Annotated in this window: 16 protein-coding genes; 8 read left to right on the plus strand and 8 right to left on the minus strand. The window is 60.3% G+C overall.

All coding sequences use genetic code 11. The annotated features are described in order from the left end of the window. Window positions 1-141: 141 nt before the first annotated feature. On the plus strand, window positions 142-2502 hold the full coding sequence (locus tag AAEZ05_RS20790) for a DNA polymerase II (protein ID WP_177328577.1): 2361 nt from the start codon (window positions 142-144) through the stop codon (window positions 2500-2502). Here the strand turns inward: AAEZ05_RS20790 and AAEZ05_RS20795 are convergent. Together AAEZ05_RS20795 and AAEZ05_RS20800 are read right to left on the minus strand one after the other, a co-directional pair. Beyond that, window positions 2467-2937, minus strand: a complete 471-nt coding sequence (locus AAEZ05_RS20795) for a DUF1810 domain-containing protein (RefSeq protein WP_045060959.1) — start codon at window positions 2935-2937, stop codon at window positions 2467-2469. The two genes, AAEZ05_RS20790 and AAEZ05_RS20795, sit on opposite strands and share 36 nt — an antisense overlap. A gap of 28 nt (window positions 2938-2965) precedes the next feature. Continuing rightward, the gene (locus AAEZ05_RS20800; protein WP_350600350.1) at window positions 2966-3787 is read right to left on the minus strand and encodes an aldo/keto reductase; all 822 of its coding nucleotides are present in this window, start codon (window positions 3785-3787) and stop codon (window positions 2966-2968) included. Between the two features lie 289 nt (window positions 3788-4076). Between AAEZ05_RS20800 and AAEZ05_RS20805 the strand changes: the two genes are divergently transcribed. The 3 genes from AAEZ05_RS20805 (at window position 4077) to AAEZ05_RS20815 (ending at window position 7046) form a co-directional block, all read left to right on the plus strand. Continuing rightward, window positions 4077-4763, plus strand: a complete 687-nt coding sequence (locus AAEZ05_RS20805) for a hypothetical protein (RefSeq protein ID WP_414704645.1) — start codon at window positions 4077-4079, stop codon at window positions 4761-4763. A gap of 65 nt (window positions 4764-4828) precedes the next feature. Next, window positions 4829-6043, plus strand: a complete 1215-nt coding sequence (locus tag AAEZ05_RS20810) for an MFS transporter (RefSeq protein WP_350648647.1) — start codon at window positions 4829-4831, stop codon at window positions 6041-6043. Window positions 6044-6260: 217 nt separating this feature from the next. Beyond that, on the plus strand, window positions 6261-7046 hold the full coding sequence (locus AAEZ05_RS20815; protein ID WP_045060964.1) for a sulfite exporter TauE/SafE family protein: 786 nt from the start codon (window positions 6261-6263) through the stop codon (window positions 7044-7046). A gap of 10 nt (window positions 7047-7056) precedes the next feature. Here AAEZ05_RS20815 and AAEZ05_RS20820 read toward each other — a convergent pair whose 3' ends face one another. Continuing rightward, window positions 7057-7527: a GNAT family N-acetyltransferase gene (locus AAEZ05_RS20820; protein WP_045060965.1), complete on the minus strand. Its 471-nt coding sequence runs from the start codon at window positions 7525-7527 to the stop codon at window positions 7057-7059. Window positions 7528-7737: 210 nt separating this feature from the next. Here AAEZ05_RS20820 and AAEZ05_RS20825 point away from each other — a divergent pair, with 210 nt between their 5' ends. Then, entirely contained in the window at window positions 7738-8286 is a 549-nt protein-coding gene (locus AAEZ05_RS20825; protein WP_045060966.1) for a DUF4174 domain-containing protein, read from the plus strand. Between the two features lie 64 nt (window positions 8287-8350). Here the strand turns inward: AAEZ05_RS20825 and ampC are convergent, their stop codons facing one another. From ampC to AAEZ05_RS20840, 3 genes are all read right to left on the minus strand, one after another. Further along, entirely contained in the window at window positions 8351-9517 is a 1167-nt protein-coding gene (gene ampC / locus AAEZ05_RS20830) for a class C beta-lactamase (RefSeq protein ID WP_045060967.1), read from the minus strand. Between the two features lie 137 nt (window positions 9518-9654). Beyond that, window positions 9655-10998, minus strand: coding sequence for a glucarate dehydratase (gudD, locus tag AAEZ05_RS20835; RefSeq protein WP_045060968.1), 1344 nt, complete (start codon window positions 10996-10998; stop codon window positions 9655-9657). A 22-nt stretch (window positions 10999-11020) separates the two neighbouring features. Further along, the gene (locus tag AAEZ05_RS20840) at window positions 11021-12364 is read right to left on the minus strand and encodes an MFS transporter (RefSeq protein ID WP_350648650.1); all 1344 of its coding nucleotides are present in this window, start codon (window positions 12362-12364) and stop codon (window positions 11021-11023) included. Between the two features lie 274 nt (window positions 12365-12638). Between AAEZ05_RS20840 and AAEZ05_RS20845 the strand changes: the two genes are divergently transcribed. The 3 genes from AAEZ05_RS20845 (at window position 12639) to AAEZ05_RS20855 (ending at window position 14972) form a co-directional block, all read left to right on the plus strand. Further along, window positions 12639-13355, plus strand: coding sequence for a FadR/GntR family transcriptional regulator (locus tag AAEZ05_RS20845; protein ID WP_045060970.1), 717 nt, complete (start codon window positions 12639-12641; stop codon window positions 13353-13355). Between the two features lie 89 nt (window positions 13356-13444). Beyond that, entirely contained in the window at window positions 13445-13675 is a 231-nt protein-coding gene (locus tag AAEZ05_RS20850; protein WP_045060971.1) for a hypothetical protein, read from the plus strand. Window positions 13676-13910: 235 nt separating this feature from the next. Next, complete coding sequence (locus AAEZ05_RS20855; protein WP_205892482.1) at window positions 13911-14972, plus strand: AI-2E family transporter; 1062 nt, start codon at window positions 13911-13913, stop codon at window positions 14970-14972. Here the strand turns inward: AAEZ05_RS20855 and AAEZ05_RS20860 are convergent. After that, window positions 14969-15151 (minus strand): hypothetical protein, encoded by a 183-nt coding sequence (locus AAEZ05_RS20860; protein WP_045060243.1) that lies wholly within the window; start codon window positions 15149-15151, stop codon window positions 14969-14971. The genes AAEZ05_RS20855 and AAEZ05_RS20860 overlap by 4 nt on opposite strands. A gap of 100 nt (window positions 15152-15251) precedes the next feature. Continuing rightward, window positions 15252-15446 carry a hypothetical protein gene (locus tag AAEZ05_RS20865; RefSeq protein WP_045060244.1) on the minus strand — a complete coding sequence of 65 codons (195 nt, stop codon included), beginning with the start codon at window positions 15444-15446 and terminating at the stop codon, window positions 15252-15254. Between the last annotated feature and the right edge of the window lie 221 nt (window positions 15447-15667).

The following is a 15667-nucleotide window of genomic DNA, read 5'->3' on the forward strand; positions in this document are numbered from 1 at the left end:
GGCGGATATCATGCAAAAAACGTCATTTGGCTGTTTTTTTATACATTTTCCCATTCCAACTCCACATAACCTCGCTGGCTCGGCAGCTGTGACGAGGATACGCGTAGAATCCCCACCTGAATCGTTATCGAGGCTGCACTGGTGGATCTACAGCAGGGTTTTGTCCTGACCCGGCATTGGCGTGACACCCCGGCCGGTACGGAAGTCGAGTTCTGGCTGGCGACCGACAACGGTCCCCGGCGCATTCGCCTGCCCCATCAACCGTCGGTGGCGTTCATTCCCGCCGAACAGCGGGAACAGGCAGAGCAGGTGCTACAGGGTGAAAAAAACGTCGAGCTACGGCCCCTGGCGCTGCTGGACTTCGAGCATCGCCCGGTGCTCGGCCTGTACTGTCAGCTGCACGGCCAGTTGATGCGCCTGGAAACCGCCCTGCGCAAGGTCGGCGTCGAGATGTTCGAAGCCGATGTGCGACCGCCCGAACGCTACATGATGGAGCGCTTCATCACCGCACCGGTGGTCTTCGGTGGCACGCCGAATGCCGAAGGACTGGTGCTCGACGCGCAGATGAAAGCTGATCCGGCTTACCGGCCCACGCTCAGGCTGGTGTCCCTGGATATCGAAACCACCGCCCGGGGCGAGCTTTACTCGATTGCGCTGCAAGGGTGTGGCGAGCGTCAGGTGTACATGCTTGGTCCGCCCAACGGTGACGACAGCGAGGTGGACTTCCAACTTGAATACTGCGAGTCACGCACCCTGTTGCTGAAGAAACTCAACGAATGGTTTGCCCGTTTCGACCCGGACGCGATCATCGGCTGGAACGTCGTGCAGTTCGACCTGCGGGTGCTCCACGAGCATGCCCGGCGCCTGGCGGTGCCGCTCAAGCTGGGGCGTGGTGGCGAAGAGATGCAGTGGCGTGAACATGGCAGCCGCAATCACTTTTTTGCGGCAGCGGCGGGCCGCTTGATCATCGACGGCATCGAGTCCCTGCGCTCAGCGACCTGGAGTTTCCCCTCGTTCAGCCTGGAGAACGTCGCCCAGACCCTGTTGGGGGAGGGCAAGGCGATCAGCACGCCTTACCAGCGCATGGACGAAATCAACCGCATGTTCGCCGAGGACAAGCCGGCCCTGGCCAAATACAACCTCAAGGACTGCGAATTGGTCACGCGGATTTTCGCCAAAACCGAGCTGTTGACCTTCCTGCTCGAGCGCGCCAGCGTTACAGGTTTGCCGGCGGACCGCAGCGGCGGCTCGGTAGCGGCCTTCACCCACCTTTACATGCCGCTGATGCACCGCCAGGGCTTTGTTGCGCCGAACCTCGGCGGGCGGCCACCGCAAGCCAGTCCTGGCGGTTTTGTCATGGACTCACAGCCGGGGCTCTACGAATCGGTGCTGGTGCTCGACTACAAGAGCCTCTACCCCTCGATCATCCGCACGTTCCTGATCGACCCGGTCGGCCTGATCGAAGGCCTCAAGCACCCGGACGACCACGACTCGGTCCCCGGTTTCCGCGGCGCGCGGTTTTCCAGGACCCGGCATTGCCTGCCAGCGATTGTCTCGCGGGTGGCCGAGGGCCGGGAAACCGCCAAGCGTGAGCACAACGCGCCGCTGTCCCAGGCCCTGAAGATCATCATGAACGCGTTCTACGGCGTGCTCGGGTCCAGCGGCTGCCGGTTCTTCGACACGCGCCTGGCCTCATCGATCACCTTGCGCGGGCACGAGATCATGCTGCGCACTCGTCAGCTGATCGAGGCGCAGGGGCACACGGTGATTTACGGCGATACCGACTCGACCTTCGTCTGGCTGCGTCGGGCCCATGGCCAGGAAGAAGCCGCGCAGATCGGCAGGGCCCTGGTCGATCACGTGAACCAGTGGTGGCGTGGGCACGTGCAGCAGCAGTATGGGCTGCAAAGCGTGCTTGAACTGCAATATGAAACCCACTACACGCGGTTCCTGATGCCGACCATTCGCGGTGCGGAGGAGGGCAGTAAAAAGCGTTATGCAGGATTGGTCCGCCGTGCCGATGGTACCGACGAGATGGTCTACAAGGGCCTTGAAGCGGTGCGTACCGACTGGTCACTGCTGGCCCGCCAATTCCAGCAGGAACTCTATTCGCTGATATTCCACCGCAAGCCCTATCAGGATTATGTGCGCGACTACGTGCGCAAGACCCTGGCCGGCGAGTTCGACGAGCGCCTCGTCTATCGCAAACGCCTGCGCCGCACCCTCGACGACTATGAGCGCAACGTGCCTCCACATGTGCGGGCGGCGCGCATCGCCGATGCCTACAACGACCAGCAGGGCCGGCCTCGGCAGTACCAGAACGGCGGCTGGATCAGTTACCTGATCACCGTAGCCGGGCCTGAGCCGCTGGAGGTGCGCAGCGCGCCCGTCGACTATGACCATTACGTCACGCGGCAACTGCAACCGATCGCGGACGCCATCCTGCCGTTTGTAGATGACGACTTTTCAACCCTGATTGGAGGGCAACTGGGGCTCTTTTGAGTCCAGTAGCGACAGGGTCCACTCGTCCGGAATGCCGTGGTAGTAACGGTCCATGGCCTGATGGAACAGACTGTCCCCGGGGCTGAACTGCGTAAACAGGGTCATGGAGGAGTGAAACTTCAGGTTGTCGGGGTGACCGAAAATGTCACCGATGGACCGATGCTTGATGTTGAGCACCAATTGAGTACAGGTCCGCAGCCGTGCACCCAGCACTGCATGATCCAGATAGGCCATCGCTTCTGCGGCCGACTGGATAGCGAAGCGCCGCGACATTTCGCTGCCACCCAGTCCGGCGATCTGCGGGAAGATGAACCACATCCAGTGCCGGCGCTTGCAGCCGGCAGCCAGTTCCTCGAGGACGTAGTCGAACACCGGGTCCTGCGCCTGGAGGAAGCGGTCCAGGTTAAAGGAGTCCAGCGGGTCGGTGCTTCTCATGTAGAAGCCCTCTGATGAAACCGATGGCCTAGACCATGGCCAGTCGCTGTTTGCGTTGTGGCGCACGAAACACTTGGTCCAGCGCCTCCAGATCCCCGGGTTCAAGCCGTATGTCGTGTGCTTGGGCATTGAGTTTGACGTGCTCGGGCCGGACCGCCTTGGGGATGGCGATTACCCCGTCCTGCCGCAGAATCCATGCCAGTGCCACCTGCGCCGGTGTCGCGGCGTGACGGGCTGCCACTTGTCCGAGGGTGGCGTGGGCCAGCATATGCCCACCTTGGCCAATGGGACAGTAGGCCATGACGGGCAGCCTCTGTTGCTGGCACCACGGTAGCAGGTCGAATTCGATGCCGCGCGCTTCCAGGTTGTACAGCACCTGATTGGTGGCGCAGGCCGGTGCAGCCAGTTCGTGCAGGTCATCCAGATCAAAATTGGACACCCCCCAGCGGCCGATCTTGCCGGCCTCGCGCAAGCGCTCGAAGGCTTCGACAGTTTCCTCCAGCGGATACTGACCGCGCCAATGCAGCAGATACAGATCGATGTAATCGGTGCGCAGGCGCTTCAGGCTGCGCTCGCACGCCAAGGGAACGCCCTGGCGACTGGCATTGTGCGGGTACACTTTGCTGACCAGGAAGACCTTGTCACGCTGACCCGCGATCGCCTCGCCCACCACTTCCTCTGCTGCGCCTTCGGCGTACATTTCGGCGCTGTCGATCAGGGTCATGCCCAGCTCGATGCCTTGGCGCAAGGCCGCGACTTCGCTGGCGTATTGCGACGAATCCTCGCCCATGCGCCAGGTGCCCTGGCCGATGACCGGTACCTCGACGCCGGCCAATTGCAAAGTGCGCATTCAAACCTCCTGAAAAATCCGCTGGTGTACGTTCGGCAGCATGAACGGCATGAGGTTCATTGCTGCAAGGCTCCAGGCTACCGCAGCCAGTGGACGTTGTTGAGTGGCGCATCCTTCGTGCAGGTTTACGGACCGTCGGCACTGCACTTTTTCAGCATTCGCGGCTCTATCCATGGCCTGCCCGCGGCGATCCCCACCGCCGGCCAATGCCCAAGTCGCAAAATTCATGGCCCAATTGTTGTCCCTCATCACCGCGCACATCCGCGGCCAACGCCGGCTACTCGCCTGCATGGCGCTGCTGTTCGTCACCGGTTGCAGCCAGCAGCAGGGACGGGACGTCATCAGCCAGTTTCGCGAAGGCAAACCCCAGGAATTTCTCCAGACCAGCGTCGACCGCATGGCCACCCTGACCATGCGCGACAACCTCGACAGCCTCTACCTGCTGATGAACAAGCTGTACCTGCGCAACCCCGACGAGCTGAAAAAGTCCGGCTTTCTCGACGCTCGAATCGCCGAAAAACAGGTGCGCATGGCGATCGAGCAACAGCAACCGCTGCCCACCCTGGGGGGCAGAAAGGACCTGGCGGCGCTGAGCTATGCCATGAGTCCGGAGTTCCTCGGCGACCGGGTCGGTGCGTTCATCTATGCCATCGGCAGCATGCTGGTGACTGCCCACGGCGACCGGCTGGAGTTCTACATGACGGATGCGATCAATCCGACCTTCGTCAACAACGCCGCGCGCAACATCGAGAAAGCCACCTGGATCCTCAGTCAGCGGCAGAACCCCCAGGGCGGACCCTTGCTGTTTTCCAACGAGATCTCGGAGGAAGGCAGCAACCTGAGTTTCGCCGTGGAATTCGGCAAGATCGTTGCGCGCCTGGACCTGTTGACCCAGATGCTCGACGAGCGATATCGACGGATCGGCCTGAACTACGCGCAGAGCCTGCTGTTTCTGAATTTTTTACCGGTGCAGTGATCCGAGTCAGTTACAGTGTTAAGTTGTATACAATCGATGTCGCTTGAAAGGGAGCTGCAACCGTCATGACAGACCAGGCCGCCGTCGAGCGTGCGCGCACCGAACACTCTGCCCAGAGCGAGAAGCTGCCTTACGCTGCGCTGCTGGCGTTCGCCATGACCGGTTTTATCGCCGTGCTCACCGAAACCCTGCCGGCCGGGTTGCTGACGCAGATCGGCGCTGGGTTGCAGGTCAGTGAAGTGTGGGCCGGCCAGCTGGTTACGCTCTATGCCCTGGGCTCGATCGTGGCGGCCATTCCGCTGACTGTGGCGACTCGCGGCTGGCGGCGTCGGCGAGTGCTGATGATGACGGTGTGCGGATTTCTGTTGTTCAACACAGTCACGACGTTCTCCAGTCACTACGGGCTGACCCTGGTGTCGCGCTTCCTGGCGGGCATGGCGGCGGGCCTGGCGTGGGGCATCATGGCCGGTTACGCCCGGGGGCTGGTCACCCCGCGCCTGCAAGGTCGGGCGCTGGCGATCGCGATGCTTGGCACCCCGGTCGCGTTGTCGCTCGGCACACCTGCCGGGACCTGGCTGGGTAACCTGATCGGCTGGCGCGCCTCGTTCGGCATCATGTCGGCCCTGGCGTTGCTGCTGGCGGCCTGGATCATGGTCGCCGTGCCTGACCGTCCCGGCCAGCCCGACACCGAGCGCCTGCCCCTGGCCAAGGTGTTCAGCATGAAGGGCGTGCGTCCTGTGTTGTTTGTGGTGCTGACGTGGATGCTGGGGCATAACATTCTGTACACCTATATCGATCCGTTCCTGACCCAGGCGGGCCTGGGTGAACGGGTGGACCTGGTGCTGCTGGTGTTCGGTGTCAGTTCGCTGGTGGGTATCTGGGTGATTGGCCTGCTGGTGGACCGTTGGTTGCGCCGGTTGGCACTGATCAGCCTCGCGGTTTTTTCGCTTACCGCGCTGGTGCTGGCCATGGCTGCGTCGTCGCCCTGGGTGGTGTATGGCTGCATGGCGGTGTGGGGGCTGTCATTTGGCGGGTCGGCAACGTTGCTGCTGACGGCGGCTGCAGATTCTGCGGGCGAGAACGTTGATGTGGTGCAGGCGATGCTGACGACTTCCTGGAACGTGGCCATTGCCGGGGGCGGACTGTTCGGTGGTCTGCTGCTGGACCGGGTGGGCGCGATGGCGTTTCCCTGGGCGTTGCTGATTTTGTCGCTGGTGGCGTTTGCTACGGTTTTTGTTAATAGCCAATACAGCTTCAAGCCGGGGCGGCGGTCGCACTGACCTGCAATGATCCGAACTCATTCTGTGGGCGCAACGCTTGCCTGCCGCGGCTGCCTGCGTCGCACCCCTGTGGGAGCAAAGCTTGCTCGCGATAGCGGTCCGCCATTCAACATCATTGCCGAATCGATATAACCATAGTCCGCATTGATATAAGTAGTTATAAGAAAAATCGCTATGCTGCGGACCAGTTTTTTCCTGCGGTTTGTTTGGGCGATTTATGGACTTTGGAAACCTCGGGTTAGTCGTTGCAGGCTTGGTAGTCGGTTTTATTGTCGGCATGACCGGCGTCGGTGGCGGGTCGTTGATGACTCCTATCCTGCTGTGGTTCGGCGTCAATCCCGCCACAGCGGTCGGCACTGACCTGCTGTACGCGGCCATCACCAAATCCAGTGGTGTTCTGGTTCACCGCAAAAACAAGAATATCGACTGGGCGATCACCGGCTGGCTGACCCTCGGCAGTGTCCCGGCAGTGGTCATGACATTGTGGTTCCTGAGCACGCTGCACAGCTCTCCGGATGCCATGAATGCCGTTATCAAACAGGCCCTGGGTTTCGTACTGTTCGCGACGGCACTGGCAATTTTCTTCAAGAAACGCCTGCTCGATTTCGCCCACAAACGGGCTGGCGGCAACTACAACCCGAGCGGTCCGCGCCTCAATGTGATGACCGTCATCACCGGTCTGGTCCTCGGCACCATGGTCGCACTGACGTCCATCGGCGCTGGCGCGCTGGGCACCGTGGCCTTGTTCATCCTCTATCCGCTGCTGCCAACCCGGCGCCTGGTGGGCACCGAAATCGCCCACGCCGTACCGCTGACCCTCGTCGCCGGCCTTGGCCACGCGAGCATGGGCAACATGGACTGGCACGTGCTGGGCTATTTGTTGATCGGCTCGCTGCCGGGTATCTGGCTGGGCAGTCACCTCACCGGACGGATCTCCGATGAAGTGCTGCGACCTTGCCTGGCGACCATGTTGGTATTGATCGGTTACAAACTGGCGTTCTGAGTAAGTGGCGTCAGGCCGTTGGGATCAGACGCTTCATGACGGTGATTTCAAGACCACGGTCGTCCACCATGTCCTCGACGACTTGCCAACCCAGGCTCGCATACAGCGATTGGGCGTTGTCGGTGTAGAGAAAGAGCTCGGCGATGCCCAGTGCCGCAGCCTCGTCGACGATGCGGGTCACCAGTTGCGAGGCAATACCGCGGCCGCGGTGCTCGACCTTCACATACACGCCCGCTAGCCACGGTGTCAGTTCCGGGCGTGACGCCAGGTCGCTGTCGACCAACAGGGCGCCGCCGAGCATTTGTGCATCTTCGATGGCGACCACAACCGTGGGCACTGCACCTTTGCCACAGGCCGCCCGCATGCGCGCGGTTCTGGCTTGCAGGTTGTCGCCGGGACGGTATTGACCCCACTCGTTGAAATTGAGTTCGGCCAACTCGGGGATGAGTGCGGGGTGGTCGCACAGGTAGTCGATCTGCATGGCGGTTGAAGCTCCTTTTCATGACGCTGCTTGTCGTGCGCCGACCATAGAATGTTCGTTTCAGGTAATCAACTGCGCACAGGATCGCGGTTGCGCAATAATCGCCCTGACCTAAGCTTTGAACAAAGCGAAACATTATTGCGGTGCGTCACCCGGAACAATCACCGCGATGCGCAATCATTAGAGCGTGGATTACAAAAGGAGATGCGCATGCTCATCAGGTCTTTGACCCTGACTACCTTGCTGGTACTCGCCGGCCCCTTGCTCGCCGCTGACGGCGATTCACCGCTGGACATGGACAAGGGCCGCTCGCGTCCGCTGATCGTGATCGCGCCCAGCACGGTGGACCCGACGTGGGTCAGCCTGAAAAAATCCCTGGAAGAGCCCGACAACAAAAAAGGCTTCACCGACCGCAACATGGTGCTTTATTCGGTGATCAACACCATGGGCCAGCGAGAGGGTAAAGACCTCGACCCGCAAAGTACGATGGCGCTGATTCGTGCACTGAAGATGGGGGCAGGGGCGCAGACCAAGGTCATTCTTGTGGGCAAGGACGGTGAGAAGAAGCTTGAGCAATTGGGGACGGTAAACCTGAAGGAGATTTTCAGCACCATCGATGCCATGCCGATGGCTGAAAAAGAAGCGGCGGCAGCGGCGGTGGCGGCACCGGCCGAAGCCGAGCCGGCCAAAGGCGCCAAGGGCGCGAAACCTGCCAAACCGGCTAAACCCGCCAAGCCACCTGAAATGCCCGACGACTGACACAAAAATGGGCGACCTGCACAGGTCGCCCATTTTTTAGTGTTCACACGAAAGGTGGATTCGATCAGTGTGCCAGCACGCTCAGAACCGAGTGAGCGATCTTGACCCTGTCCGGGATTGGAAAGTTCTTGTTCGCCAGAATCACGATGCCTATCTCCTTGGAGGGCACGAACGCCGCATAGGCGCCAAAGCCGCCAGTCGAGCCGGTCTTGTTGATCAGTACATTCTGCGGCTGTGGTTGCGGGGGGTTAAGCCACTTGACTTCATGCGCCTGCATCGCCATTTCCGTTGAATTCCCGGCCAGTAGCTGGTCGAGTGTGATGGGGTAGCTGTACAGCTCCCAACCCAGCCCCTGAGTCATGTTTGCGACGGTGTAGTAGCCGGTGTGGGTGGTAGCGATAGCCTGTTGCATCGGCGCTTCCAGCTTCGTCGGCCGCATGTTTGCCTCGACATAGCGCAGCATGTCGACGGCGCTGGTTTTGACCCCGTACGCCTCGGAATCGAGCGCTCCCGGGCCGACTCTGACCGGTTTATCCTCCTTGTTGTAGCCCTGGGCATACAGTGCCATTTCGGCCTGGGGAACCTTGAGCCAGGTGTGGGAAAGGCCCAGTTTTGGCAGCAAGGTCTGTTCCATCAACTGGTCAAATGGCGCCCCCATGCTTTGCGCGGCCAGGTAGCCAAAGAGCCCGAGGCTGGGGTTGGAATATAGTCGATGGCTGCCAGCGTCATAGGTCGGCTTCCACTGCTGGAAATAGCCGATCATCTTGTCTGGCGAGTCGGCATTTTCGGGGAACTGCAACGGCAGGCCACCGGCGGTATACGTGCCCAGTTGCAGCACGCTGATGTTGTCGAAGGCGCTACCTTGCAATGCCGGGAGAATCTGACTGGCCTTTGTGGACAGGGACAATTTGCCGCTGGCCTGGGCGTAGGCGGCCAGGGTCGCGGTGAAGGTTTTGCTGATTGAGCCTATTTCGAACAAGGTGTTTTCAGTGACCGCCTTGCCGGTTTCCCTGGAGGCTGCGCCGAAGTTGAAATAATGCGCCTGGCCCTTGTAGGTGACGGCTACCGCCATGCCCGCGATGTTTTGTTGCTGCATGACGGGGGTCACGGCGGCCTTCACGGTCGCTTCGATTTGTTGATCGGAGGGGGCGGCGGCGATGCAGTGGGTCGTGGCGAGGAGGAGTCCGAATGCGCTGCAGGCCAGGGTTTTGCTGAGGCTGGAGGTGTGCATGAGGTGTGGTTGTCCTTGGTGTTTTTGCACAGTGTACAGGCTGGGTGGGGAGTGAATCCTGAGCAAGCAACGCTTTGCTCTCACAGGTGTCACTTCCCGCAAGCCCAGGAAACGGATCTGTACACCGCCAAAAAGCCCTAGCGCATCAGACACGGCCGCTTGTTATCGAACTTCCAACCCGGAATCAGAAACTGCATCGCCACGCTGTCGTCCCTCGCACCCAGGCCCATGCCTTTATAAAGCTCATGAGCCTTGGCCAATTGATCCTCATCCAGCTCAACCCCCAACCCTGGCTTCTTCGGCACCTGCACGCAGCCGTCGACGATTTGCAGAGGTGCTTTGGTCAAGCGCTGGCCGTCCTGCCAGATCCAGTGCGTGTCGATGGCGGTGATGTCGCCCGGCGCGGCGGCCGCGACGTGGGTGAACATCGCCAGAGAAATATCGAAGTGATTGTTGGAGTGCGAGCCCCAGGTCAGGCCCCACTCATGGCACATCTGCGCCACCCGGACCGAGCCCTGCATCGTCCAGAAGTGCGGGTCGGCGAGGGGGATGTCCACCGATTGCAGCTGGATCGCATGGCCCATTTCCCGCCAGTCGGTAGCGATCATGTTAGTGGCGGTTTTCAAGCCCGTGGCACGGCGGAATTCGGCCATCACTTCACGGCCCGAATACCCGTTTTCCGCTCCGCAAGGGTCCTCGGCGTAAGCGAGCACATGATGCTGATCCCTGCACAGGCGAATCGCTTCTTTCAACGACCATGCGCCGTTGGGGTCCAGGGTGATGCGTGCGTCAGGGAAGCGTTCGGCCAGGGCCGTCACGGCTTCGATTTCCTCATCCCCTGACAACACGCCGCCTTTAAGCTTGAAGTCCTTGAACCCGTACCGCGCATGGGCGGCCTCTGCCAGGCGGACCACGGCGTCGGTGCTCATGGCCTTTTCGTGACGCACCTGGAACCAGTCGTTATCCGCGTCCGGTTCGCTGCGGTAGGCCAGGTCTGTTTCGGTGCGATCACCCAGGTAAAACAGATACCCGAGCATCTTCACTTCATCGCGCTGCTGACCTTCGCCGAGCAGGGCGGCGACCGGCACTTCCAGATGCTGACCAAGCAGGTCCAGCAGCGCGGCTTCCAGGCCGGTCACCGCGTGGATCGTGATGCGCAGGTCGAAAGTCTGCAGACCGCGACCACCGGCATCGCGGTCGGCGAACGTCTGTCGCACCTGATTGAGGATCTTCTGATAGGTGCCGATCGGGCTCCCCACCACCAGCGATCGAGCGTCTTCCAGCGTCTGGCGAATACGCTCGCCACCGGGTACCTCACCGACGCCGGTGTGCCCGGCATTGTCCTTGAGGATCACGATATTGCGCGTGAAAAACGGGCCATGGGCGCCGCTCAGATTGAGCAGCATGCTATCGTGGCCTGCCACCGGCACCACTTGCATACTGGTGATGATCGGGGCTTTTGCGGTGTCTTGTGTGTGCATTTTCTTGTCCTTATGACCGGGTTCAGGCGTGGTTTGGCGCAGGGTCCAGTACAACGTCGGGAGCGGGCTTGGGTGTGTTGCGTGCGGCGAAGACGATGATCGCGGCAATGATCGAGGTGGCGGCCAGGCCGTACACACCGCCCTGGATCGAACCGGTGTGCTCTTCCAGCAGGCCGAAGGTGGTGGGCGCGACGAAGCCGCCGAAGTTGCCCACCGAGTTGATCAGGGCAATCACCCCGGCAGCGATCCGTGCATCCAGATAGGCCTGGGGGATCGGCCAGAACAGCGAAGAAGCCGATTTGAAACCCAGTGCCGCGAAACAGATCGCGACGAAGGCGAAGACCGGCCCGCCTGTGGTGGACATGAACATCCCTGCGGCGGCAATCAGCAACGCGGCGGCCACCCAGGCTTGCTGGTGTTTCCATTTGGCTGAGAGGGACGCGAAGGCATACATGCCGATGATCGACAGTAACCAGGGGATCGAGTTGAACAAGCCGACCTGGATGTCGCTGAGGTCGCCCATCTTTTTGATGATGCTCGGCAGCCAGAAGGTCGCGGCGTAGATGGTCAGCTGGATGAAGAAGTAAATCACGCAGAACAGGATGATCTGGCGGTCCTTGAGTAGCTTGCCCAGTGACGGCTTGATCGGCGTTGCTGCTTCGCGAGCCAGTTGTTCATCGTCGATGGCCTTGACCAGTGCATCCTGTTCGTCGCGGCTCAGCCACTTGGCGTCGTGCGGTTTGGAGTCCAGCCAGAACCAGACGAACACGCACAGGCAGACGGAGAACATGCCCTCGATGAAGTACATCCATTGCCAGCCGTGCATCCCCAATCCGTTGATTTGCAGGAGGAGCCCCGACAGCGGGCCGGAAATCAGCGAAGCAATGGCTGAGCCGCTGAGGAAGATCGCGATTGCTTTGCCGCGCTCCACGCCTGGCAGCCAGCGGGTGAAGTAGTAAATCACCCCGGGGAAAAATCCGGCTTCGGCTACGCCCAGCAGGAATCGCAGGATGTAGAAGTGGGTTTCGTTCTGGATGAATGCCATGCATGCGGCTACAAGGCCCCAGGTCAGCATGATGCGGGTCAGCCAGATACGTGCACCGACTTTCTGCAGGAGGATGTTGGAGGGGACTTCGAACAGCGCGTAACCGATGAAGAACAGGCCGGCACCAAGGCCGTAGGCAGCAGCGCCGATGCCCAGGTCGTGTTCCATGTGGGCGCGGACGAAGCCGATGTTTACCCGGTCAATGTAGTTGACGATGAACATGATGACGAACAGCGGCAAGACGTGGCGTTTGACTTTCGAGATGGCGGAACTCAGGACCGGATCGGCGGCCTGGTTCATCCCGTTTATGGATGATTTCACAGATTTTCTCCCACTGATTATTTTTATGCGGGGTGGAGCTTTCTGTTGCGTTGATAGACATCATACAACTGCTATTTTTACGCCTGCAAGGTGTTCTGCTCAGTAAAATGGCAGAAATAGGTGGTATTTTTAATCTTTAGCGGAGGTGCTGGCGCTGTAATTAGCTATTTTCCAGGGTTTTGTTGAGTGTTGTCATACAAGCTGACCGTCTTTGCCAGAGATTCCCGAGCAGCGCAGTGCTACGATTGCAGCAGTTCCGCTTTCGGATGACGCCATGCAAGAAGACCTCGAAGCACCCGCTCGCAAGCGCACCCATAACCTGGCCCATGACCTGGTCGCCAAGCTGACCCAGAGCATCCTGCTGGGGCAGATGCAGCCAGGGGACAAGCTGCCGTCCGAGAACTCGATCGTGCAGGAACACGGGGTCAGTCGCACCGTGGTGCGCGAGGCAATCTCCAAGCTGCAGGCGTCGGGTTATGTCGAGACACGTCACGGCATCGGTACCTTTGTGCTGGAGCGCGAGACGCAGCAGGGCCTGCGATTGAACGTCGATACCGCGCTGGGGGTGCGCAGCATCCTGGAGCTGCGCATGGGGCTGGAAACCCAGGCCGCCGCGTTGGCAGCTATGCGCCGTTCGGATCAGCACCTGGTGCAAATGCGCCAAGCGCTGGACGACTACCAGCGCTTGCTGGCGAATAACGACAGTTGCGTTGAAGCCGACAGGCGTTTTCACCTGCTGATCGCCGAAGCCACCGGCAATGCCTGCTTCAGTGAAATCATGCAGCACCTGGGTAACGCGATGATTCCTCGAACCCGGGTCAACGCCGCCGAACGCGGCGCGGCGGACTTGAGCAAGCTGGGCCTGCTGGCCAACCTTGAGCATGAGGCAATTCTCAATGCGATCAAACGCCAGGACACTGACGCGGCGCGCGCTGCCATGTGGTTGCACCTGACCAACAGTCGCGACCGCTTTCTCGCCGATCACACCTGACCGTCCGTCTCGCCGACAGCACGCGGCGCCCGCACCCGTTTCCAACAAGTACGGCCCAGATTTGCTGGACCTCATCAATGAGGTGCGTCATGGCTAACGAAACGAACTTCCCCGGCACAACCCCCAACACCGACCCTGCCAGACCCATGCCCGGCACGGATGAGCCGTTGATGGATCACGATGCGCCCCCTGGCATGGACCCCTCGCGGAATCCGTCCGAGGCGGATGCGGATCGTCCTGAAGACTGGATGGACCCCACTGCGGACGAAGACATGCCGCCAGCGGATGAACCTTCGCCGCTGTCAGATGATCGTCGCTAAATGGCACCAGGCGACCTTGCCGCATTAATGAGTCGTTGTATTCGCAAGCCTGACGGCATCTGCCTGTCAGGCTTTTTCTTTGGGTGAAAATTTTTGGCGGGCGGGGCTGTCAGTTCCCCGGGGTCTATCGATCTCCATCTATGCTTTATCCACAAACGGATGGCACTCGCGCGGACCGTGGTGGACTAAGCATCAGGTCGCGAACTTGCGGCCTGTGGACTGACATGGATCGGACATGAACGAAAAGACGCTACAGAATAAATCGTTGGTGATACTGCTGTTCGTGGTCACCGCCGCCTTCATCTGGATCCTGCTGCCATTTTATGGTGCGGTGTTCTGGGCGGTGATTCTGGGAATTGTGTTTGCACCCTTGCAGCGCCGCCTGCAGTTGAAGTTTGGCTGGCAGCGCAACGTGACCTCCCTGTGTACCCTGAGTGTGTGTCTGGTGATCGCGATTTTGCCGGTGATCATCATCAGTGCGTTGCTGGTGCAGGAAGGCGCGGTGTTCTACAAGAGTGTGGAAAGCGGCGAGCTGGATATTGCGGCCTATGTGGCCCAGTTCAAACACAGCCTGCCGACGTACTTCCAGCACTTGCTCGACCGCTTCGGCATGGGCGAGCTGAACGGCTTGCGGGAAAAACTGGTGAAGAGCGCAATGACCGGGGGCCAGGTCCTGGCATCCCAGGCCTTCAGTTTTGGCCAGGGCACGTTTGAGTTCGTCGTGAGTTTTTTCATCATGCTGTACCTGCTGTTCTTCTTCCTGCGCGACGGCCCCGAGCTGGCGCGCAAGGTTCGCGCGGCAGTGCCGCTGCAGGAACACCAGAAACGCCGGCTGCAGCTCAAGTTCAATCGCGTGGTGCGCGCGACCGTGAAAGGCAATCTGTTGGTGGCTGTCACGCAGGGCGCTCTGGGCGGACTGATCTTCTGGTTTCTGGATATTCCGAGTGCGTTGCTGTGGGCGGTGCTGATGGCGTTTCTGTCGCTGTTGCCGGCGGTGGGGGCGGGCATTGTCTGGGCGCCGGTGGCCGCTTACTTCCTGCTGACCGGGGCAATCTGGCAGGGCGTGGTACTGGGGTTGTTCGGGGTATTCGTCATCGGCCTGGTGGACAACGTGCTGCGTCCAATCCTGGTGGGCAAAGACACCAAGATGCCGGACTACATGATCCTGATTTCAACCCTGGGCGGCATGGCGGTGTTCGGCCTCAATGGCTTTGTGATCGGGCCACTGATCGCCGCGCTGTTCATGTCGAGCTGGGCGATCTTCAGTGAAACCAAGCCGCGGGTGCAATTGCCTTAAGCACTCAGGCGGCCATGGTCGATACGTTGCGACAATGCCTGTGCGGCCGGCAGTGAAGTCAGCGGGCCGCTGATTGGTTCACCGTCCTGCACAAGATACCAACAAGCCAGCAGACCCAGCTCCCTCAAAGGGGCGGGGACTGCGCTGCCAACTACGGACATGATCTGGACCTGGGACATAACTACCTCCATCAATCGATGGAGCTACCTTACGGGCCCGGCGCCGACAGGAACAATCAACGCTCTCGATAGTCGTCATTGACGCGAGTGAGTGCTGCGTTCAGTCGACCACCAGGTCCAGCATATGCACCACTTCCTGCTCATTGAGCAGCCCCTTGCGCACCAGGTTTTCGGCCAGCAGCGAGAGGAACTTGGCGTTGCGGTGGCCTTCCAGGTTCTTGAGTTCGGTCAGCGTGTCATACACCTTGCTGGAGGTGCACAGGCCGACATTGCGATGCGGATTCTGTGTGGGCATGAGGTCGTCCTTGTTGTTATCAACCTGCTATTGGCGGACAGGCCCAAGCTTGCGGACCTGACATGACATAAATATGACTGTTTTACCCAAAGTGGGGAAAGAGGATCGATTCAATCTTGCCGAATTTGCTTGCAAGCGCTGTTCCGACAGCGACCTCGGCAACATCGATCCAGACCTGAACCGATCAGCGGGCACAAAAAAGCCCCGTTTTGAGGCGGGGC

The sequence above is a fragment of the Pseudomonas sp. HY13-MNA-CIBAN-0226 genome, from assembly GCF_040310305.1.
Taxonomy (GTDB): domain Bacteria; phylum Pseudomonadota; class Gammaproteobacteria; order Pseudomonadales; family Pseudomonadaceae; genus Aquipseudomonas; species Aquipseudomonas gregormendelii.

Bases quoted from the DNA above. Each gene is read 5' to 3' on its own strand.
- AAEZ05_RS20860 (WP_045060243.1), bottom strand. From the start codon at position 15,151: ATGTCCCAGGTCCAGATCATGTCCGTAGTTGGCAGCGCAGTCCCCGCC.
- AAEZ05_RS20815 (WP_045060964.1), top strand. From the start codon at position 6,261: ATGGACTTTGGAAACCTCGGGTTAGTCGTTGCAGGCTTGGTAGTCGGT.
- ampC (WP_045060967.1), bottom strand. From the start codon at position 9,517: ATGCACACCTCCAGCCTCAGCAAAACCCTGGCCTGCAGCGCATTCGGA.
- AAEZ05_RS20855 (WP_205892482.1), top strand. From the start codon at position 13,911: ATGAACGAAAAGACGCTACAGAATAAATCGTTGGTGATACTGCTGTTC.
- AAEZ05_RS20865 (WP_045060244.1), bottom strand. From the start codon at position 15,446: ATGCCCACACAGAATCCGCATCGCAATGTCGGCCTGTGCACCTCCAGC.
- gudD (WP_045060968.1), bottom strand. From the start codon at position 10,998: ATGCACACACAAGACACCGCAAAAGCCCCGATCATCACCAGTATGCAA.
- AAEZ05_RS20795 (WP_045060959.1), bottom strand. From the start codon at position 2,937: ATGAGAAGCACCGACCCGCTGGACTCCTTTAACCTGGACCGCTTCCTC.
- AAEZ05_RS20810 (WP_350648647.1), top strand. From the start codon at position 4,829: ATGACAGACCAGGCCGCCGTCGAGCGTGCGCGCACCGAACACTCTGCC.
- AAEZ05_RS20805 (WP_414704645.1), top strand. From the start codon at position 4,077: ATGGCGCTGCTGTTCGTCACCGGTTGCAGCCAGCAGCAGGGACGGGAC.
- AAEZ05_RS20800 (WP_350600350.1), bottom strand. From the start codon at position 3,787: ATGCGCACTTTGCAATTGGCCGGCGTCGAGGTACCGGTCATCGGCCAG.
- AAEZ05_RS20845 (WP_045060970.1), top strand. From the start codon at position 12,639: ATGCAAGAAGACCTCGAAGCACCCGCTCGCAAGCGCACCCATAACCTG.
- AAEZ05_RS20850 (WP_045060971.1), top strand. From the start codon at position 13,445: ATGGCTAACGAAACGAACTTCCCCGGCACAACCCCCAACACCGACCCT.
- AAEZ05_RS20820 (WP_045060965.1), bottom strand. From the start codon at position 7,527: ATGCAGATCGACTACCTGTGCGACCACCCCGCACTCATCCCCGAGTTG.
- AAEZ05_RS20825 (WP_045060966.1), top strand. From the start codon at position 7,738: ATGCTCATCAGGTCTTTGACCCTGACTACCTTGCTGGTACTCGCCGGC.